Origin of the sequence: Streptomyces sp. NPDC005408, from assembly GCF_040606445.1 — a bacterium.
GTDB lineage: Bacteria > Actinomycetota > Actinomycetes > Streptomycetales > Streptomycetaceae > Streptomyces.
In genome coordinates this window covers 1-17,779 of sequence record NZ_JBEXEX010000030.1, presented here as the reverse complement: position 1 = coordinate 17,779, position 17,779 = coordinate 1, and the positions used below count along the sequence as shown (strand labels likewise).

Genomic DNA, 17,779 nt, shown 5'->3' with positions numbered 1-17,779 from the left:
GGCCCACGGTCGTGTCGGCCTCCAGGGCTGCTTCTCCGGCGGCCTGGCGGGGAAAGGTGGACCGCTGCGGCCCGACGGCGGCACGGTCGGTGGAGAAAGAGTGTGTGCGCCTGCATGAATACTCCTGAAAACCTTCCAAGTTGAGGAGTTCATGTCTAGGGTGATCAAGCTGTGGTCGCGTGACCCGGCGCGCGGGCGTCGGGGGGCGGCCGTTTTCAGCGGAGCACTCCCATGCGCGTCCGTGCAGGTGACACCTGTGAGGACACCCCACACTCATGTTCGGACAACTCAGCCGCTCGATGCGCCGGGCGGTGGTGTGTGCCGTGGCCCTTGCGGCCGCCGCGCTGGCCGTCGGGTCGGCAACGGCTCTGCCGAATGCGCCATGGGCCTCCGAGCCCGCCGCTTCCGGTACGAACGCGGCGAGCGGGACGGCGGCCGCGGCCGCTGCACCCGAGCCCACGCTTTCGCTCTTCGGCCGCAAGGCCAACGGCCATCTCTATGACTACGAGCCCAATGGCACCGGCGGCCTGAAGGCCTCCGTGGACCTGGGAGGCGGCTTCGACGATGCCACTGCCCTTGTGCAGGCCGGGCATTCGGAGAGCGGTGCAGGCACTGACCTGTACTTCCGCATGGGCAAGACGCTGTACTACACCGCCGAGCGCGGCAACGACACCAAGGTCGTCGGCGGTGGCTGGGACACGTACAACCTCCTGATGTCGCCGGGCAATCTGGGCGGCACCGGCCACGACGACATCATCGGCCGCGACGCCGCGGGCGCCCTGTGGCTGTACCAGGGCAAGGCGGACGGCATGCTCGCCGCACGCATCCGGATCGGCTCCGCGGGGTGGAACGGGATGGACGCCCTTGCCGGACGCGGGGACTACACCGGCGACGGCAAGGCGGATCTCATCGCCCGGGCCACCAACGGCACGCTCTACATCTACCCGGGCACCGGAAACGCCACGGCCGACGCAGCGCTGGGCGCACGCGTCACCGTCGGCACGGGCTGGGGCACAGCCACGTACAAGACCCTCGTCTCCGCGGGCGACAGCAATGGCGACGGCAAGGCCGACCTGATCGCCGTGGACGCCGCGGGCGCGCTGTGGCTGTTCAAGGGCACCGGCAAGTCGGCCGCCCCGTTCGAGGCCCGGGTGCAGATCGGCACCAGTGGCTGGACGGCCTTCAACGCCCTCTTCTGAGCGCCCTCTTCTGAGCGCCCTCTTCTGAGCGCCCTCTTCTGAGTTCTCCCTCTTCTTTCTGCAACGGATGGACTGACCTGCCATGCGTACGAACGCACCACCGCGAAGACACCGCGCCCTCGGCCGAGTGTCGCGGCTGCTCACCACCACCGCTTTGACCACCGCCCTCGCGGTGACGATCACCGGCAACCAACTCCCGCAGCTGCCACAGCAGATGGAGCTTGCCGCAGCCGCAGATGAGCCCGCCGGCTTCGACTTGGCCGGCGCGGCCAAGACCCGTGCCGAGCAGTGCCTGCTCAATCTGATGCTCCGCAAGGGTGGCCAGGACCTCAAGGCCGTATCCCGCAAGGGACTGAACGGCACCGAGGCCGAACTCCACGAGGCCGCAAACAGCGAGCTGTGGTACGACGGCAAGACCCCGCTCGCCGTCGCCTTCGCCAAGGACAAGGCGTGGGCGGACGCCAAGGGCGACGAGCTGTGGGGCCGGGACGCGGTGTGGGAGAAGTCCCTCGCCATCCCGGCGCAGACAACGCCGCCGGGCTACACCGTGACCGGCTTCGAATGGGTCGAGGCCAAGGACAACCCGTTCAACACGACCGGGCTGCTGACCTGGCTCAATGGCCAGTACTGGAAGTCCGAGTACGACCTGTACCACGAGGACCAGACTCCCGTCGCGAGCCCGGAGTCGGTGAACGCGGTCAAGGCCATTGCCGCGTCCCGGTACTCCGAGGACCGGCACGAGGACTACGAAGACCGCATGGCGTTGCAGGACATGACGTTCATGCACCCCATGTACGCCGACGACGCGCGGATCTTCCTTCAGCACGGCGGATTCCCGACTACTGCCCCGGCGCCCGACTCCATGGAGTTCCGCATCGACGTCGAGGCGCTGAAGTCGCGGTTCTCGTCCTGTGCGACCCAGACCCCGCCGGACCCGCACAAGGTCCTGACCGACGAGGTCGTCACCGCGTCGACCGAGTGGCAGGCCGAGCTGACCGGGCAGCGGACGCAGCGTGAAGCGATCATGACTGCCGAGGCGAAGGCCTCACAGCAGCTGACGTTGGCCTCGCAGGCCATGGGTGAGGCGCTCGGCCAGTCGATCATCGCCAGCCGGCTCACGGACTGGCAGGCGTACTGGCTCAAGCAGTCGCCCAGCAGCACTATGTTCTATCCGACCGCCGCCGAGTTCGCGAAGGCCAAGACCGACATCGAGAACGCGCAGGCCCGCGCGCAGGGCCGGGTTTTCGTGGCCGGGCGGGCCGCGCTGGCCGCGCAGGTCGAGGCGGCGAAGGCCGAGACGGCGAAGCAGGCGGCGTACGCGATCGCGGACGCCGCAGGTCAGCCGCGTGGCCGCGGACTGATGTACGGGCAGCAGGCCGTGCAGGTCGCGAAGGCCTCCGCTGCCGCCGCCCAGGCGGTGTTCAAGGCGGCGGAGACGGCGTCGAACGCCACCCGCGCCTCGGCGGCCGACAGCAAGACGCTGATGGCGCTCGCCGAGACTCAGGCGCACGCCTCCAAGGCGGAGTTCCGCCGCAAGGCCGCGGAGGAGGCCGAGGCGCAGGCCAAGGCGGCCGCGGAGGGTGCGGCGCTGCAGGCCAAGCTGGCCGCGGAGAACGCGGCCAAGGCGAAGGCTGCGCAGGCCAAGGCCGAATCGGCGGAGGCGACCGCGAAGACCGCTGCCGCCGACGCCAAGGCTCAGCGGATAACGGCGGAGAAGCAGCGCGACATCGCAGCCGCCGCGCGGCAGACCGCGGACAGCGAGCGGGCGAAGGCCAACGCCGCCGAGACCCGTGCCGTGCAGGAGCGTACGGCTGCGGCCAACGCTCTCTCGGCGGCCCAGACCGCGGGCGCGACCGCCGATACCAAGAGTGATGCCGCAGTTCAGGCTTCGGTGCGTGCCAAGGAGGCGCGTGACGCGGCGCTGACCGCGGAACGGAACAAGAAGGCGGCGGAGGCGCGGGCGCGTGCGATGGAGGCCGCCGCAGCGGCGGCCGAGGGCACAAGTGCCGCCGCGGAGACGCGGCAGGCCGCGACCGAGGCTCGTACGGCCGCGAACGCGGCGGCCGGGCACGCCTCGTCGGCGCGTTCCGCCGCGGACGAGGCGACGACCGCGTCGGTCGCCGCCCGTGCCGCCGCCACCAAGGCGGAGGGCGCCGCAGCCCGGTCGCAGGCCGCTGCGGACGGTGCTGCAGCCGCTGCTGCGGTGACAGGCGCGGCGGTGAAGAAGGCACACGCGGCAGCGGCCGAGGCCATCGACGCCTCGGAGGCCGCCGCGCAGAACGTGAAGAACGCCGAGGTATTGGCGAAGGAGGCTGCAGCCAAGGCGGTGAAGGCCCGTCAAGACGCTGCGGTGGCCAGGAGCGAGGCCGTTCTCGCCCAGGCTGCGGCGATCCGCACCGCGGGATTCGCCTTCGCCACTGCCCAGGCTGCCGTCGCCGCGCGTGACTCCGCGGCGCAGGTCGTCAAGCCGGCCAACGACGCGATCGAGCTCGGCTCGCCCTACAAGGACACCGATTCCTCGGCCGGTCTGGCCGTCCTGACGGGTCAGGCGTCCAAGTCGCTCGCCGAGCAGCAGGCCGCGCTGGCTCAGGCCAAGGCGGACCAGGCCGCCAAAGCGGCCGTCGAGGCGAAGGCGCTGGCCGCCAAGGCGTCCGCCGACGCGAAGGCCGCCGCGGAGGCAGCTGCCCGGGCGGCGGACTACGCGGCCCAGGCCGCCGCATCCCTCGCCAAGGCGCGAACTTCGGCTGCCGAGGCCGAGACCGCGAAGGATGCCACGCTGCGTTCCGAGGCCCGGACGGTCGAGTACGACCGCCAGGCCAATGAGGACGCGCTCACCGCGAAGGTAGCGGCCGGCCAGGCCGCGACCGAGGCCCAAGCGGCCGGCGCGTCGGCCACCGAGGCGGAGAAGGACGCCGCCGGCGCCCGCAGTGCCGCCACGGCGGCCGAGGGGGACGCCACCACGGCGAACGGCGTCGCCACGGCGGCCGAGGCCGACGCGGTCGTCGCAGAAACCGCTGCGGCGGACGCGCACAACTACGCCACCGAGGCGGACCAGGCCGCCGACCGCGCGGAGGAAGAGCAGCGTCAGCAGGACGCCGCCGACCGCAAGGTCAGATCCGACGCCGGCTCGGTGGACACCGGACCGGAGCTGAGCGGGGACGAAGAGGCACTCCTGCTGGCTGCTTGCGGCCAGCAGTGTGTGGACGACTTCCGAGCCGCCAAGGCCCTTGCCGGCCAGGACGTCATGGACTGGGTCATCGCCAACGGCGGCCAGGTCCTCGTCGACCTGGTGGGCTGGACCGACGCCAAGGCGTGCTTCACCCAGGGGGACGTCGAGGCGTGCCTGTGGACCCTGGTCAACGCCGCGAGCTTCGTCGCTCTCATCGGCAAGATTCCGGCCGTCACCAGCGCGATCATCAAGATCGGCGGCGGTATCGCCAGGTTCCTGGACAAGTCCCTCACCGCCAAGCGCACGCTCGACCGGCTGCGGAAGGTCATCGAGGCCACGAAGAAGGCGGGCGCCGCGGCTTCCTGCCTGGTCAGCATCGCCGAGAACTATGGCGTTACGGCGATGAGTTCGAGGGCAAGCTCGACATCGGACACGTCCGTGAAGACCGCGCCGACGCGCCGGGTCATGGCCTCTGCCGCGGCGAGCAATGCGGCCAAGAAGTGCATGCGTTCGGCCATCCATGACGACAAGGGTCTGGTCAAGGCGGCGAAGGAGGCCACCGAGGATCCGAGGCTCCAGACCGACTTCGACAACATGTTCGATACCCTGAAGAACGGCGGTATGCCTGGGGACGAGTACAAGAGCCTGACCGGCACGGGCATCATTTACTTCAGGACGAGGAAGGGTGCCCGACTCTTCGTCAAGAACGTCGAAGGGGGCTGGATGATCGTCGGCAAGTCCAACAAGAAGAACGAGGACTTCGTCATCAACCGTCTGAAGAAGCTCTATGGGTGATCCGCTGCACACCGTCAGGACTCCGCACTTCGACGCCGTCTTCATGCTCGGCGGCGAGGACGACGCGGAGACGGTCGACAACGTCGACGTCTTGGTCACGCTCCGGGACGGAACGCGCTACAGCGCCACGTTCCTCACCCTTGAAGCGATCCAGCGATGGATGGACAGCGAGCCGGAGGAGTACGAACGCCTCCAGTTCCAATGTCCTGACCTGGTGATCACCCGGCACGCGGGCGTACCGGCGATGATGCGCATCCTCGAGATGGCATACGCGGCGGACGATCTGCGATCGCTGCTGGTCGAGGTGGGCCCCGCGTCTTCGTACGACGAAGACTGACGACTGACGGCAGGCATGTTGCACGGCTGTGGGCCGTACCCCTCGACCAGAGGGGTACGGCCCACAGCGCACACCACACCGCCTCACCCTGTAGGGCATGTGAGATTCCGGTTCATCAACGGCAGGACGCCCCAGCTGCACCTCGTACTGGGCTGACAACGTACCGAGGGCGGTACCCCGGTCAATCCGGGGTACCGCCCTCGCCATCTCTGCAGGCGCGTGGCCCTACTTGGCGTCCACCCCGCCCAAGTGATGCACCCGCACCATGTTCGTCGTTCCCGGCACACCCGGCGGGGACCCCGCCGTGATGATCATGATGTCGCCTTCGTTGTACCGGTGGAGCTTCAGCAGCGCCGCGTCCACCAGGTCGACCATCGCGTCCGTCGTCTCCACGAACGGTGCCAGGAAGGACTCCACGCCCCAGCTCAGCGTCAGCTGGTTGCGCGTCGAGGCGTCCGTCGTGAAGGCCAGGATCTGCTGCTCCGCGCGGTAGCGGGACAGCCGGCGGGCCGTGTCGCCGGACTGGGTGAAGGCCACCAGGGACTTGGCGCCCAGGAAGTCCGCGATCTCGCAGGCCGCACGGGCCACCGAACCGCCCTGTGTGCGGGGCTTCTTGCCCGGGACCAGGGGCTGGAGGCCCTTCGACAGGAGCTCCTCCTCGGCCGCGACGACGATCTTCGACATCGTCTTGACCGTCTCGATCGGGTACGCGCCGACCGAGGACTCGGCCGACAGCATGACCGCGTCCGCCCCGTCCAGGATCGCGTTCGCGACGTCGGAGGCCTCGGCGCGCGTCGGGCGGGAGTTGGTGATCATCGACTCCATCATCTGGGTCGCCACGATCACCGGCTTGGCGTTGCGGCGACACAGCTCGATGAGGCGCTTCTGCACCATCGGGACCTTCTCGAGCGGGTACTCGACGGCCAGGTCGCCGCGCGCCACCATCACGCCGTCGAACGCCATCACGACGTCCTGCATGTTGGCGACCGCCTGCGGCTTCTCCACCTTGGCGATGACCGGGACCCTGCGGCCCTCCTCGTCCATCACCTTGTGGACGTCGTTGACGTCGCTCGCGTCCCGTACGAAGGAGAGCGCCACCAGGTCGCAGCCCATACGGAGGGCGAAACGGAGGTCCTCGACGTCCTTCTCGGAGAGCGCGGGGACATTGACCGCCGCGCCGGGCAGGTTGATGCCCTTGTGGTCGGAGATCACACCGCCCTCGACGACGATCGTCTTGACCTGCTGGCCCACGACCTCGACGACCCGCAGTTCGACGTTTCCGTCATTGATCAGGACCTGGTCGCCCTTGGACACATCGCCCGGCAGACCCTTGTACGTGGTGCCGCAGATCGACTTGTCGCCGGCGACGTCCTCGGTAGTGATGGTGAATTCGTCACCGCGGACCAGTTCGACCGGCCCCTCGGCGAAGGTTTCCAGACGGATCTTGGGGCCCTGGAGGTCGGCGAGCACGCCGACCGCGTGGCCGGTGTCCTCGGACGCCTGGCGCACGCGGTGGTACCGCTCCTCGTGCTCAGCGTGGGTCCCGTGGCTCATGTTGAATCGGGCCACGTTCATGCCGGCCTCGATGAGCGTCTTCAGCTGCTCGTAGGAGTCGACGGCGGGGCCCAGTGTGCAAACGATTTTGGAACGGCGCATAAGGCGGATCCTATCGGTTTGTTTCGATGCGGAATATTCCGTCTGGTGGAAAGTACAAATGGGCGGTGTTCCGCTCAGGCGTTGCCCGCTTCGGAAACGCCCGTGACCAGGGCGAATGTCTGCTGGGCGATCTCCAGCTCCTCATCGGTCGGGACAACGGCCACCGCAACTCGGGCATACGGCGCCGAAATAAATCGCGCTTCGTCGGACCGTACGGCGTTCAGCTCGGCATCCAGCGCCAGCCCCAGCTCCTCCAGGCCCGCGACGGCAGCCTCGCGCACCGGCGCCGCGTTCTCGCCGACCCCGGCCGTGAACGCGATCGCGTCCACCCTGCCGAGTACCGCGTAGTACGCGCCGATGTACTTCTTCAGACGATGGATGTAGATGTCGAAGGCGAGCCGCGCGCGCTCGTCGCCCTCGTCGATCCGGCGGCGGATCTCCCGCATGTCGTTGTCGCCGCAGAGCCCCACCAGACCGCTCTTCTTGTTGAGCAGTTCGTCGATGTCATCCGCCGACATTCCCGCGACCCGCTTGAGGTGGAACGTAACCGCGGGGTCAATGTCACCGGAGCGGGTGCCCATCACCAGACCCTCCAGCGGCGTCAGCCCCATCGAGGTGTCCACGCACCGGCCGCCCGCGACCGCCGAGGCGGAGGCTCCGTTGCCCAGGTGCAGCACGATGACGTTCACCTCCGAAGGGTCCTTGCCCAGCAGGGCCGCCGTCCTGCGGGAGACGTACGCGTGCGAGGTGCCGTGGAATCCGTAGCGGCGGATCCGGTGGGCGTCCGCCGTCTCCGTGTCGATCGCGTAGCGGGCGGCCGACTCCGGCATCGTCGTGTGGAAGGCGGTGTCGAAGACCGCGACCTGCGGGAGGTCCGGACGCAGCGCCTGGGCGGTACGGATGCCGGTGATGTTCGCCGGGTTGTGCAGCGGCGCCACCGGGACCAGCCGCTCGATCTCCGCCATCACCTCGTCGGTGATGACCGTCGGCGCGGTGAACTTCAGTCCGCCGTGCACGACCCGGTGGCCGATCGCAGCGAGCTCGGGGGAGTCCAGACCGAGCCCGTCGTGCGCCAGCTCGTCCGCGACCGCCTTCAGCGCCGTGTCGTGGTCGGCGATCGGCCCGGTGCGCTCGCGCTTCTCGCCGCCGCCGGCCAGCGGGGTGTGCACCAGACGCGAGGTCTCCTCGCCGATCCGCTCGACGAGACCGACCGCCAGGCGCGAGCTGTCGCGCATGTCCAGCAGCTGGTACTTCACCGACGAGGAGCCGGAGTTGAGGACGAGAACGCGGGTGGCGGTCATGCCGGGAGCTCCTGACCCTGGGACTGGATCGCGGTGATGGCGACCGTGTTCACGATGTCGCTGACAAGGGCGCCGCGCGACAGATCGTTCACCGGCTTGCGCAGACCCTGCAGCACAGGCCCGACCGCCACGGCTCCGGCCGAGCGCTGCACGGCCTTGTAGGTGTTGTTGCCGGTGTTGAGGTCCGGGAAGATCAGCACGGTCGCCCGGCCCGCCACCTCGGAGTCCGGCATTTTCGTCGCAGCGACGGACGGCGCAACGGCCGCGTCGTACTGGATCGGGCCCTCGATCCGCAGATCCGGACGTGACTCGCGCACCAGCTTGGTCGCCTCGCGCACCTTGTCGACGTCCGCGCCCGATCCCGAGGTGCCCGTGGAGTACGAGAGCATCGCGATCCGCGGCTCCACGCCGAAGCGGGCCGCCGTCACCGCCGACTGGACGGCGATGTCCGCGAGCTGCTCGGCGTTGGGGTCCGGGTTGACCGCGCAGTCGCCGTACACGAGCACCTTGTCGGCCAGGCACATGAAGAAGACGGAGGAGACGATCGAGGCGTCCGGCTTCGCCCTCCCGTCGCCCGCCACCGCCCTACCTGACGCGCTTCGCGCGGTCCCCTTTGTTCTTATGATCTCGAAGGCCGGGCGGATCGTCGCGGCCGTGGAGTGCACCGAGCCCGACACCATGCCGTCGGCCAGGCCCTCCTGGACCATCAGTGTGCCGAAGTAGTTCACGTCCGCCACGACGTCGTATGCCAGCTCCACCGTCACGCCCTTGTGGGCCCGCAGCTGCGCGTACCGCTCGGCGAAGCGCTGGCGCAGCTCGGAGGTCGCCGGGTCGATCAGCTGGGTGGAGCTGAGGTCGATGCCCAGGTCGGCGGCCTTCTTGCGGATGACTTCGGTGTCGCCGAGCAGGGTCAGATCGCAGACGTCGCGTCGCACCAGTACGTCGGCGGCGCGCAGTACCCGCTCCTCGGTGCCTTCGGGCAGGACGACTCGGCGGCGGTCGGCGCGTGCCTGCTCCAGCAGGTCGTGCTCGAACATCATCGGAGTGACGCGGCCGCTGCGGGCCACCGAGATCCTGGCCAGCAGGTCGCCGGTGTCGACGTGGCGCTCGAAGAGGCCGAGCGCGGTTTCGGCCTTGCGCGGGGTGGAGGCGTTCAACTTGCCCTCCAGACCGAAGAGTTCGGCCGCCGTCGGGAAGCTGGTGCCGGGGACCAGGACAACCGGGGTGCCCGGCGCGAGCCGGGAAGCCAGCGTGAGGATCTCCTCGCTGGGCCGCTCGTTCAGCGTCAGCAGTACGCCCGCGATGGGCGGGGTGCCCGCCGAGTGCGCGGCCAGCGCGCCCACCACCAGATCGGCGCGGTCGCCGGGGGTGACCACCATGCAGCCGGGGGTCAGGGCGTTCAGGAAGTTCGGCAGCATCGCACCGCCGAAGACGAAGTCGAGCGCGTCCCTGGCCAGACCGGCGTCGTCACCGAGGAGCACGGTGGCGCCGAGCGCGTGGGTGATCTGGGCGACGGTGGGGGCCGCGAGCGCGGGCTCGTCGGGCAGGGCGTAACAGGGGACCGGGAGGCGGGCCGCAAGCCGCTCGGCTATCGACTCACGCTCCTCGGGCCGGACCCGGTTGACGACCATGGCGAGGACATTGCAGCCCAGGGCCTCGTACGCCCGGTAGGCATTGCGCGTCTCGGCCCGTACCGACTCGGCGGTCTGGCCCTTGCCACCGACCACCGGGATCACCGAGGCGCCGAATTCGTTCGCGAGCCGGGCATTGAGCGCCAGCTCGTCGGGGAGCTGGGTGCCCGCGTAGTCCGTGCCGAGGACGAGCACGACCTCGTACTCCCGGGCCACCTGGAGGAAGCGCTCGACGATCCGGGAGACCAGCTCGTCGGTGCCCTTCTCGGCCTGCAGCGCGGAGGCGTCGTGGTAGTCCATGCCGTACGCGGTCTCGGGGTCCTGCGAGAGCCGGTAGCGGGCGCGCAGCAGGTCGAAGAGCCGGTCTGGGCCGTCGTGCACCAGTGGGCGGAAGACACCCACCCGGTCCACCTGGCGGGTCAGGAGCTCCATGACTCCCAGCTCCACGACCTGCCGGCCGTCCGAGCGGTCGATCCCGGTCACGTACACGCTGCGCGTCACGCGTGCTCTCCCGTCCATGCTGTCGAGTACACGAAGTACAAAAGGTGGTACTTACAAAAAAGCCGCTCGGGGCGGCATTGCCCTCTTGACAATACCTCTGGCGATAGGTAGGGCGCCCGCCGGACCAGGGCCGGTCCACAGGCCCGCGAGCCGGGTCCAAGTGGCATACGGCGGAGTAGCTGGGAGCGCGGGGTTCCCCGCGCGCGTGGAACAATCGAACTTGGGCTCACATGTATCACTGACGAGCAGGAGACACAGCACAATGCGCATCGGAGTTCTCACCGCAGGCGGCGACTGCCCGGGCCTGAACGCAGTGATCCGGTCGGTTGTGCACCGTGCTCTGACCGGCCACGGCGATGAAGTCATCGGTTTCGAGGACGGGTTCAAGGGTCTCCTCGACGGCCACTACCGTCCGCTCGACCTCAATGCGGTCAGCGGCATTCTCGCCCGGGGCGGCACGATCCTCGGCTCGGCGCGCCTGGAGCGCGGCCGGCTGCGCGAAGCCGCCGAGAACGCAGCGGAGTTGGCGAAGCAGTTCGGTATCGACGCGCTCATCCCGATCGGCGGCGAGGGAACGCTCACCGCGTCCCGGATGCTCGCCGACGCGGGGATGCCCGTCGTCGGCGTACCGAAGACGATCGACAACGACATCTCCTCCACCGACCGCACCTTCGGCTTCGACACCGCCGTCACGGTCGCCACCGAGGCCATCGACCGTCTGAAGACCACCGCCGAGTCGCACCAGCGCGTGATGGTCGTCGAGGTGATGGGACGGCACGCGGGCTGGATCGCGCTGGAGTCCGGCATGGCGGGCGGCGCACACGGCATCTGTCTGCCGGAGCGGCCCTTCCAGGTCGAGGACGTGGTGAAGATGGTCGAGGAGCGCTTCTCGCGCGGCAAGAAGTTCGCGGTCATCTGTGTCGCGGAGGGCGCGCACCCGGCCGAGGGCTCGATGGAATACAAGAAGGGCGAGATCGACCAGTTCGGCCATGAGCGCTTCCTGGGTATCGGCAACCGGCTCGCCGCGGAGCTGGAGCACCGGCTCGGCAAGGAGGCCAAGCCGGTCATCCTCGGGCATGTGCAGCGCGGCGGCACGCCCACCGCGTACGACAGGGTGCTCGCGACGCGCTTCGGCTGGCACGCGGTGGAGGCGGTGCACCGCGGCGAGTTCGGCATGATGACGGCGCTGCGCGGCACGGAGGTGGTGATGGTGCCGCTGGCGGATGCGGTCACCCGGCTCAAGACCGTGCCCCATAACCGCATGTACGAGGCGGAGTCGGTCTTCTGAGTCCCTGAACGGGCCGTCCGCCGACCGCAGTTGAAGCGTGGCCGGCGGACGTGGAGCATGGTTCAGGACAGCTTGCCGTCGTAGTCGGGCAGCTTGAAGGTCTTCTCGGCGTGACCGCCGACGAGGTCGCCGGTGTTGTTGCCGACGTTGGCGATGATCGTGTAGCCCTTGGCCTCGATCTCCGCGCGCTTCGCGGTCTTGTACGCGCTGACCTCGTCGAACAGGTCGGGCAGATCGCGTACGTACAGACCGTCGACCGGGTAGCCGGCCTTCTTGAGGTTGTACGCGGTGGGCGAGTAGATGATTCCGGGGCGGGCCGTGACGAAGAAGATGTCCACGCCGCGGGAGTCGGCGTAGCGGACCAGATCGAGCACCGGCTTGACCGCGGGGGTCGGGTACTCCCAGAAGTAGTGGAAGTCCGTCTCCAGCGAGGTGTTGTCGATGTCGAGGACCATCGCGAGCCGCTGCCCCGAAGCGGCGGCGGTGCGCTGCTCGATGTAGGGGCGGGCGGTGGAGACGACCGCCGAGACATCACGCTGCCAGGTCGCGTAGTCGACGTCGGCGAGGAAGGCGCGGCTGGTGCCCGTCGGCTGCGCCGTGGCGGCGGGGGTCGCGGCGGTCGCGGTGGCGGTCACGGATGAGGTGAGGGCCAGCGCGGCGACCGTCACCGCCGCCCGGGTGGTCCATCTGCGTGCATGCATGGGGGGTCACTCCTGAGGGGTCCGGTTCAGGGCGCAAAAGCGCAGGGGCCCCGGCATGCTCGCGGCCTTCGGTGGACGGAACGCTTCGTTCCCACTACCGGCTGGTAGCTTCCTTGTTACGGAAGGGGCGCCGGACGCCACACCTAGGTCCTGTCCGGCCGGTCTTGCCGGGCTCGCGTGCCCTGGCACGGCACTCCCCCGTAGCCCTTCGGGCACGGGAGGTGCCCCCACGCTGCGTTGTCGTCAGTCGCCGACGCTCCGCGTCGGCTCTCCCCCTGCCTTCGGCGGGGGGACCCCCATCCTCCGGCCTGCGATGCTCCCCCGTAGCCCTTCGGGCACGGGAGGTGCCCCCATCGCCAGACCCGCTCACTGATCCAGCCTGATCGACCGGACAGGACCTAGACGCGGGCGAGTTCCCAGAAGTGGTCCACGATCCGGTCCAGGAAGTCCCGGCCCGGCTCCCCGGTGTCGTGTGTCGTCGCACCCCAGGCGAGCGTCGCCACCATCCGCGACTGGTACTCGGAGTGCAGCTCCTCCAGTACGTCCTCGAGATGCTCCCGCTGCATCGGCATCATCTTCCCCACCGGGCGTACGTATGCCTGCCAGCGTGCCTTCACCGCGTCCCGCAGCAGCTCCCCGAGCTCGGAGTCCCGGCCAGTCGCCACCAGCAGCTCGCGGGAGCCGAGGTCCAGCACCTCGGCGAGCGCGGCGGTCTGGCGCTCATTGCCGCGCCAGCGCGCCGACTCCTCCATCCGCAGATACGAACCCACGTCCATGCCCACCAGGCGCGCCAGGTCCTCGGGGGCGAAGCCGCGAGCCATCCGGTGCTCGCGCAGGGTGGTCGCCTCGGTGAGCAGATCGTGCGGCGCGCACCACAACACCCCGGCGAGCGCGGTCAGTTCGCGCGAACCGGGGCTGGAGAGCCCCCGCTCCCACTGGACCACGACATCGGGTGAGACATGGAGCCCGTACTGGGCGCGCAGGCCGTAGGCGACATGGCCCGGGGCCATGCCGAGGGCCTCGCGCAGCCGGCGCGCGGCGGGAGCGTTGAAGGGTGGGGCCGGATTGTGGTGCACGCCGACACGCTAGGGGGCCGGAGGGGCCCCCGACTACGGTGTGTTCACCCAGAGCGACTTATCGTAGGAACATCCGAGCTGATCGTTACGTCTTGGTAACGTCACGTGACGATACACGTTGGCCCATCACCCCTTGACGGCCCCGCCCAGGGCGAAGCCGCCGCCCAGCCTGCGGGCGATCAGGACGTACAGCACCAGCACAGGCGCCGAGTACAGGATCGAGAAGGCCGCGAGCTGGCCGTAGATCACTGAACCGTAGTTGCCGAAGAAAGTGAAGATCGAGACGGACGCGGGCATCTGCTCGGGGGACAGAATCAGCATGAACGGGACGAAGAAGTTCCCCCAGAGCTGGATGAAGGTGTAGATCGTCACCACGGTCAGACCCGGGCCCATGAGCGGCAGGACGACCCTGGTCAGCGTCTGCAGATACGACGCGCCGTCCGTCCACGCCGCCTCCTCCAGGACCACTGGGACGCCGTCCATGAAGTTCTTCATCAGCCAGATGGAAAAGGGCAGTTGGGACGTGGCGAGGAAGAGGCCCGTGCCGTACATCGTGTCGATCAGATTGACCTGTACGAACAGTCCGTAGACCGGGACCATGACCGCCGTGATCGGCAGACATGTCGTGAACAGGATCGTCAGCAGATAGGGGCGGCTGAAGCGCGAGCGGTGGCGCGAGAGCGGATACGCGGCGAGTGCGGCGCACACCACCGTCAGCAGCGTCGCACCGCCGCACAGCAGCAGGCTGTTGAGCATCGGCGTGAAGGTGATCTCGTCGGTGAGCACCGCGTCGAAGTTGTCCGCGGTGAACGACGAGGGCGCCCGCACCCGCAGGTCCGCCTCCGTGTCCACCGAGGACAGCACCAGCCACACCAGCGGCAGCGCGAAGGCCGCCGCGGTCAGCAGCAGGGAGGCGTCGGCGGCGAGCCGGGCGCGGGTGGTCCGGCGCATCACACCTCCACCCTCATCAGCCGCAGATAGACGACCGAGAAGAGCGAGCCCACCAGCAGAAGCAGCAGCGCCACCGCCGTTCCGTAGCCGATCAGGCTCTTCTGGAAGGCCTGGTCGTACATGAACACCGGCAGAGTCTGGCTGCGACTGCCGGGCCCGCCGCGCGTCATCGCCCAGATCAGGCCGAACACCGACAGCGTGGAGAGCGTGTTCAGCATCAGATTGGTGCCGATCGAGCGGCGGATCATCGGCAGCGTGATGTGCCAGACCCGGCGCGGGCCGCTCGCCCCGTCGACCTCCGCCGCCTCCGTGATGTCGCGGGGGATCTCGGCCAGCGCGGCGGAGTAGATCAGCATCGAGAACGCGGTGCCGCGCCACACATTGGCGAATGACACCGCCAGGATCGGCAGCGTGAACAGCCAGTTCTGGGACGGCAGATGGAGCCAGTCGAGCAGGGCGTTGAGTGTGCCCTCGCGGCGGAAGAAGGTGTACAGCAGGAAGGCCGCGACGATCTCCGGCAGCACCCAGGCGGTGATCACCAGAGTGGCGGTGAGGGTACGGACCGGGCGGGACGCCGCGCGCATCAGTCCCGCGAGCGCCAGCCCGAGGGTGTTCTGGCCGACGATCGCCGAGACGAAGGTGAAGACGAGCGTGAGCCAGACGGCGTTACGGAAGTCGGCGTCGGCGAAGGCCCGGCGGAAGTTGTCCAGGCCGACGAAGTCGGAACCCGACGCACCCGTCAGCTGGGTGTCGGTGAACGCGATCCAGACGCAGTAGCCGATCGGTCCCGCCAGGAAGAGCAGCAGCAGGAGCGTGGCGGGGGCGATCGGCGCCCACCGCCACAACCCTCGTTTGGCGCTGCTCACTTGGTGGTGACCGCGTCGTCGACGATGGTCTTCAGCTGCTGGTCGTAATCCTTCGCCGCGTCCGCCGCCGAGGCATCACCCGTCGTCACCTTCTCCATCGCCTCGCCTATCGCCGTCGAGACCTGCGGATAGACCGGCAGCGCGGGGCGGTAGTCGGTGTACTGCACCAGAGAGGTGAAGAAGTCGATGCCCGGCATGGACTTCAGATAGCGGGCGTTCGCGGCGACGTCCTTGCGTACGGCGATCTGCGCGTCGACGATCGTCCACTCGACCGCGTTCGCCGGGGTCTGCATCGACGTGATGAACTCCCAGGCCAGATCGGGGTTCTTGGCCTTCTGCGGGATCGCCCAGGTCCAGCCGCCCGACATGGAGACCTTGCCCGGCGCCTGCCCGTTCTGCGTCGGCATCGGCGCCTGGCCCAGCTTCTTGTCCCACTCCGGCCACGGCTTGGCGCCCGATGCGAGCCACTGCTGGCCCATCCAGGAGCCGTCCAGGTCGATCGCCAGTTTGCCCTCGGGGAGCCACTCGGTCGCCACACGTGTACCGATATTGGGGTCGAGGGCGTCGGAGACGTCCGGGCCGAGCTTCTCCCCGTACACCGTGCGTACGAAGCCGAGCGCGTCCTGGAATCCCTTGCCGCCCGCGACCCACTTCTTGGCGGACGGGTCGTACAGGGGGTCGGCGCCGGTGCCGTAAAGGAGCATCTCGAAGCCCTGCATCACCGCGGCCTCGCCGGGTCCCTTGCCGGTGTAGACGTTGAGCGGGATGACGCCCGGCACCTTCTGCTTGATCGTGCGGGCCGCGGTCAGGATCTCCGCCCAGTTCTTCGGCTGCCAGTCGGCGGGCAGACCGGCCTTCGCGAAGATCTCTTTGTTGAACCAGAGGGCCCGGGTGTCGGTGCCGTCAGGGACGCCGTACGTCTTGCCGTCCTCGGCCTTGGCCGCGGCCTTTGCCGTGTCGACGAACTGGCTCCACTGGTCCCACTTGGGGAGGTAGTCGTCCAGCGGCTTCAAGTACCCGGCCTTGATGTCGGAGTTGATGCGGAACGTGTCCTCGTAGACCAGATCCGGGGCGGTCTTGGGGGAGCGCATCATCTGCTGCGCCTTGGTGGCGTAGTCGTTGTCCGGGGCCTGGATCGGGACGAGTTTGACCTTCTTGCCCGGGTGGTCCTTCTCGAACTGCTTCTTCACCGACTCGAGGAAGTTGTCCTTGAAACGGACCTTGTTGTCGGTGGAACGGTTGTAGGCGACCTTGATGGTGTCCGAGTCGCTGCCGGAGCTGCCGCCGCAGGCAGTGAGGGAGGCGGCGGCGATGACAGCGGCTAACGGGACGAGGATGAGCGGGGCGGTGGGGCGCACGGGCACGACCTCCTCAAGCCACGGCGGGCTGCCCGGTGACCGTAGATCCGGCCCGTCAGCAAGGTCAATCCCCGTGCAGGGCACACCGGTTCAGCGGCTGGAAGTGATCCATCGGTACTGCAGCTCGGGACGCCCGATCTGTCCGTACTGCGGGCTGCGCGCCGCGCGTCCCTCGGTGACCAGGTGCTCCAGATAGCGGCGCGCGGTGATCCGCGAGATACCGACGGCGGTGCCGGCCTCGGTGGCGGTGAGCCCGTTGGCGGAATCGCGCAGGGTGCGGGTGACCGCGGCGAGCGTCGGTGCGCTGAGGCCTTTGGGGAGCCCGCCGCCCTGGGGCGCGCGCAGGACGCCGAGCGCCCGGTCCACCTCGTCCTGACCGCTGGCCTCCCCGGCCGCGGCACGGAACTCGGCGTACCGGGTGAGCCGGTCGCGGAGCGTGGCGAAGGTGAAGGGCTTCAGGACGTACTGGACGACTCCGAGGGACACCCCTTCGCGCACGATCGCGAGGTCACGGGCGGACGTGACGGCGATGACGTCGGCGGAGTGGCCGGCGGCGCGCAGCGACCGTAGGAGATGGAGCCCGTGCCCGTCGGGCAGATACAGGTCGAGCAGCAGCAGATCGACCGCTGTGCGCTCCAGGATGCGAACGGCTTCCCCGCGGGAGTGCGCGACCCCGGCGACGGCGAAGCCGGAGACGCGGCCGACGTAGAGGGCGTGCGCGTCGGCGGCGACGGGGTCGTCTTCGACGACGAGGACGCGGATGGGGTCAGTGGTCATCGGTCGCCTCCTTGGGGGTGACGCCCATGGGGGTGCGAGTGCGGGTCGCCTGCGGCGGGCTTGTCCCCTACCCACCCCTTCCCGAATCGGGGCTCCGCCCCGAACCCCCTACGCGCTTCGCGCGTGTCCTCAAACGCCGGACGGGCTGGATGTGCGGCTCGGCCGCACATCCA

13 protein-coding genes are annotated in these 17,779 nt (G+C 69.0%); 4 read left to right on the top strand and 9 right to left on the bottom strand.

Features of this window, described 5'->3' with window-relative positions; all coding sequences use genetic code 11:
- Positions 1–275 precede the first annotated feature (275 nt).
- From ABZS64_RS25100 to ABZS64_RS25090, 3 genes are all read left to right on the top strand, one after another.
- On the top strand, positions 276–1,199 hold the full coding sequence (locus ABZS64_RS25100; protein ID WP_355833784.1) for a VCBS repeat-containing protein: 924 nt from the start codon (positions 276–278) through the stop codon (positions 1,197–1,199).
- A gap of 82 nt (positions 1,200–1,281) precedes the next feature.
- On the top strand, positions 1,282–5,163 hold the full coding sequence (locus ABZS64_RS25095; protein ID WP_355833781.1) for a hypothetical protein: 3,882 nt from the start codon (positions 1,282–1,284) through the stop codon (positions 5,161–5,163).
- The gene (locus ABZS64_RS25090; RefSeq protein ID WP_355833778.1) at positions 5,156–5,500 is read left to right on the top strand and encodes a hypothetical protein; all 345 of its coding nucleotides are present in this window, start codon (positions 5,156–5,158) and stop codon (positions 5,498–5,500) included. Before ABZS64_RS25095 ends, ABZS64_RS25090 begins: the two co-directional genes overlap by 8 nt.
- Before the next feature lie 225 nt (positions 5,501–5,725).
- Here the strand turns inward: ABZS64_RS25090 and pyk are convergent, their stop codons facing one another.
- From pyk to pta, 3 genes are all read right to left on the bottom strand, one after another.
- Entirely contained in the window at positions 5,726–7,156 is a 1,431-nt protein-coding gene (gene pyk, locus ABZS64_RS25085; protein ID WP_355833774.1) for a pyruvate kinase, read from the bottom strand.
- 74 nt (positions 7,157–7,230) lie between these two features.
- Positions 7,231–8,457: an acetate kinase gene (locus ABZS64_RS25080; protein WP_355833771.1), complete on the bottom strand. Its 1,227-nt coding sequence runs from the start codon at positions 8,455–8,457 to the stop codon at positions 7,231–7,233.
- Positions 8,454–10,589 (bottom strand): phosphate acetyltransferase, encoded by a 2,136-nt coding sequence (pta, locus tag ABZS64_RS25075; RefSeq protein WP_355833769.1) that lies wholly within the window; start codon positions 10,587–10,589, stop codon positions 8,454–8,456. The genes ABZS64_RS25080 and pta overlap by 4 nt, the downstream gene beginning before the upstream one ends.
- Before the next feature lie 262 nt (positions 10,590–10,851).
- On the opposite strand from pta, the gene ABZS64_RS25070 reads away from it, so the two are divergent.
- Entirely contained in the window at positions 10,852–11,877 is a 1,026-nt protein-coding gene (locus ABZS64_RS25070) for an ATP-dependent 6-phosphofructokinase (RefSeq protein WP_355833766.1), read from the top strand.
- Between the two features lie 62 nt (positions 11,878–11,939).
- Here ABZS64_RS25070 and ABZS64_RS25065 read toward each other — a convergent pair whose 3' ends face one another.
- The 6 genes from ABZS64_RS25065 to ABZS64_RS25040 form a co-directional block, all read right to left on the bottom strand.
- Positions 11,940–12,578 carry an HAD family acid phosphatase gene (locus ABZS64_RS25065; protein WP_355833763.1) on the bottom strand — a complete coding sequence of 213 codons (639 nt, stop codon included), beginning with the start codon at positions 12,576–12,578 and terminating at the stop codon, positions 11,940–11,942.
- A 398-nt stretch (positions 12,579–12,976) separates the two neighbouring features.
- The gene (locus ABZS64_RS25060) at positions 12,977–13,588 is read right to left on the bottom strand and encodes an XRE family transcriptional regulator (RefSeq protein WP_355834001.1); all 612 of its coding nucleotides are present in this window, start codon (positions 13,586–13,588) and stop codon (positions 12,977–12,979) included.
- A 192-nt stretch (positions 13,589–13,780) separates the two neighbouring features.
- Complete coding sequence (locus tag ABZS64_RS25055; RefSeq protein WP_355833760.1) at positions 13,781–14,605, bottom strand: carbohydrate ABC transporter permease; 825 nt, start codon at positions 14,603–14,605, stop codon at positions 13,781–13,783.
- On the bottom strand, positions 14,605–15,471 hold the full coding sequence (locus tag ABZS64_RS25050; protein ID WP_355833757.1) for a sugar ABC transporter permease: 867 nt from the start codon (positions 15,469–15,471) through the stop codon (positions 14,605–14,607). Before ABZS64_RS25050 ends, ABZS64_RS25055 begins: the two co-directional genes overlap by 1 nt.
- Positions 15,468–16,829: an extracellular solute-binding protein gene (locus ABZS64_RS25045; RefSeq protein ID WP_355833755.1), complete on the bottom strand. Its 1,362-nt coding sequence runs from the start codon at positions 16,827–16,829 to the stop codon at positions 15,468–15,470. Before ABZS64_RS25045 ends, ABZS64_RS25050 begins: the two co-directional genes overlap by 4 nt.
- A 90-nt stretch (positions 16,830–16,919) precedes the next feature.
- Positions 16,920–17,606: a response regulator gene (locus ABZS64_RS25040; protein ID WP_355833753.1), complete on the bottom strand. Its 687-nt coding sequence runs from the start codon at positions 17,604–17,606 to the stop codon at positions 16,920–16,922.
- Positions 17,607–17,779: the final 173 nt, after the last annotated feature.

Excerpts from the sequence above, each read along its gene's own strand:
- ABZS64_RS25090 (WP_355833778.1), top strand. The coding sequence starts at position 5,156 with ATGGGTGATCCGCTGCACACCGTCAGGACTCCGCACTTCGACGCCGTC.
- ABZS64_RS25060 (WP_355834001.1), bottom strand. The coding sequence starts at position 13,588 with ATGGCCCCGGGCCATGTCGCCTACGGCCTGCGCGCCCAGTACGGGCTC.
- ABZS64_RS25100 (WP_355833784.1), top strand. The coding sequence starts at position 276 with ATGTTCGGACAACTCAGCCGCTCGATGCGCCGGGCGGTGGTGTGTGCC.
- ABZS64_RS25080 (WP_355833771.1), bottom strand. The coding sequence starts at position 8,457 with ATGACCGCCACCCGCGTTCTCGTCCTCAACTCCGGCTCCTCGTCGGTG.
- ABZS64_RS25055 (WP_355833760.1), bottom strand. The coding sequence starts at position 14,605 with ATGCGCCGGACCACCCGCGCCCGGCTCGCCGCCGACGCCTCCCTGCTG.
- ABZS64_RS25065 (WP_355833763.1), bottom strand. The coding sequence starts at position 12,578 with ATGCATGCACGCAGATGGACCACCCGGGCGGCGGTGACGGTCGCCGCG.
- ABZS64_RS25070 (WP_355833766.1), top strand. The coding sequence starts at position 10,852 with ATGCGCATCGGAGTTCTCACCGCAGGCGGCGACTGCCCGGGCCTGAAC.
- ABZS64_RS25040 (WP_355833753.1), bottom strand. The coding sequence starts at position 17,606 with ATGACCACTGACCCCATCCGCGTCCTCGTCGTCGAAGACGACCCCGTC.
- pyk (WP_355833774.1), bottom strand. The coding sequence starts at position 7,156 with ATGCGCCGTTCCAAAATCGTTTGCACACTGGGCCCCGCCGTCGACTCC.
- ABZS64_RS25095 (WP_355833781.1), top strand. The coding sequence starts at position 1,282 with ATGCGTACGAACGCACCACCGCGAAGACACCGCGCCCTCGGCCGAGTG.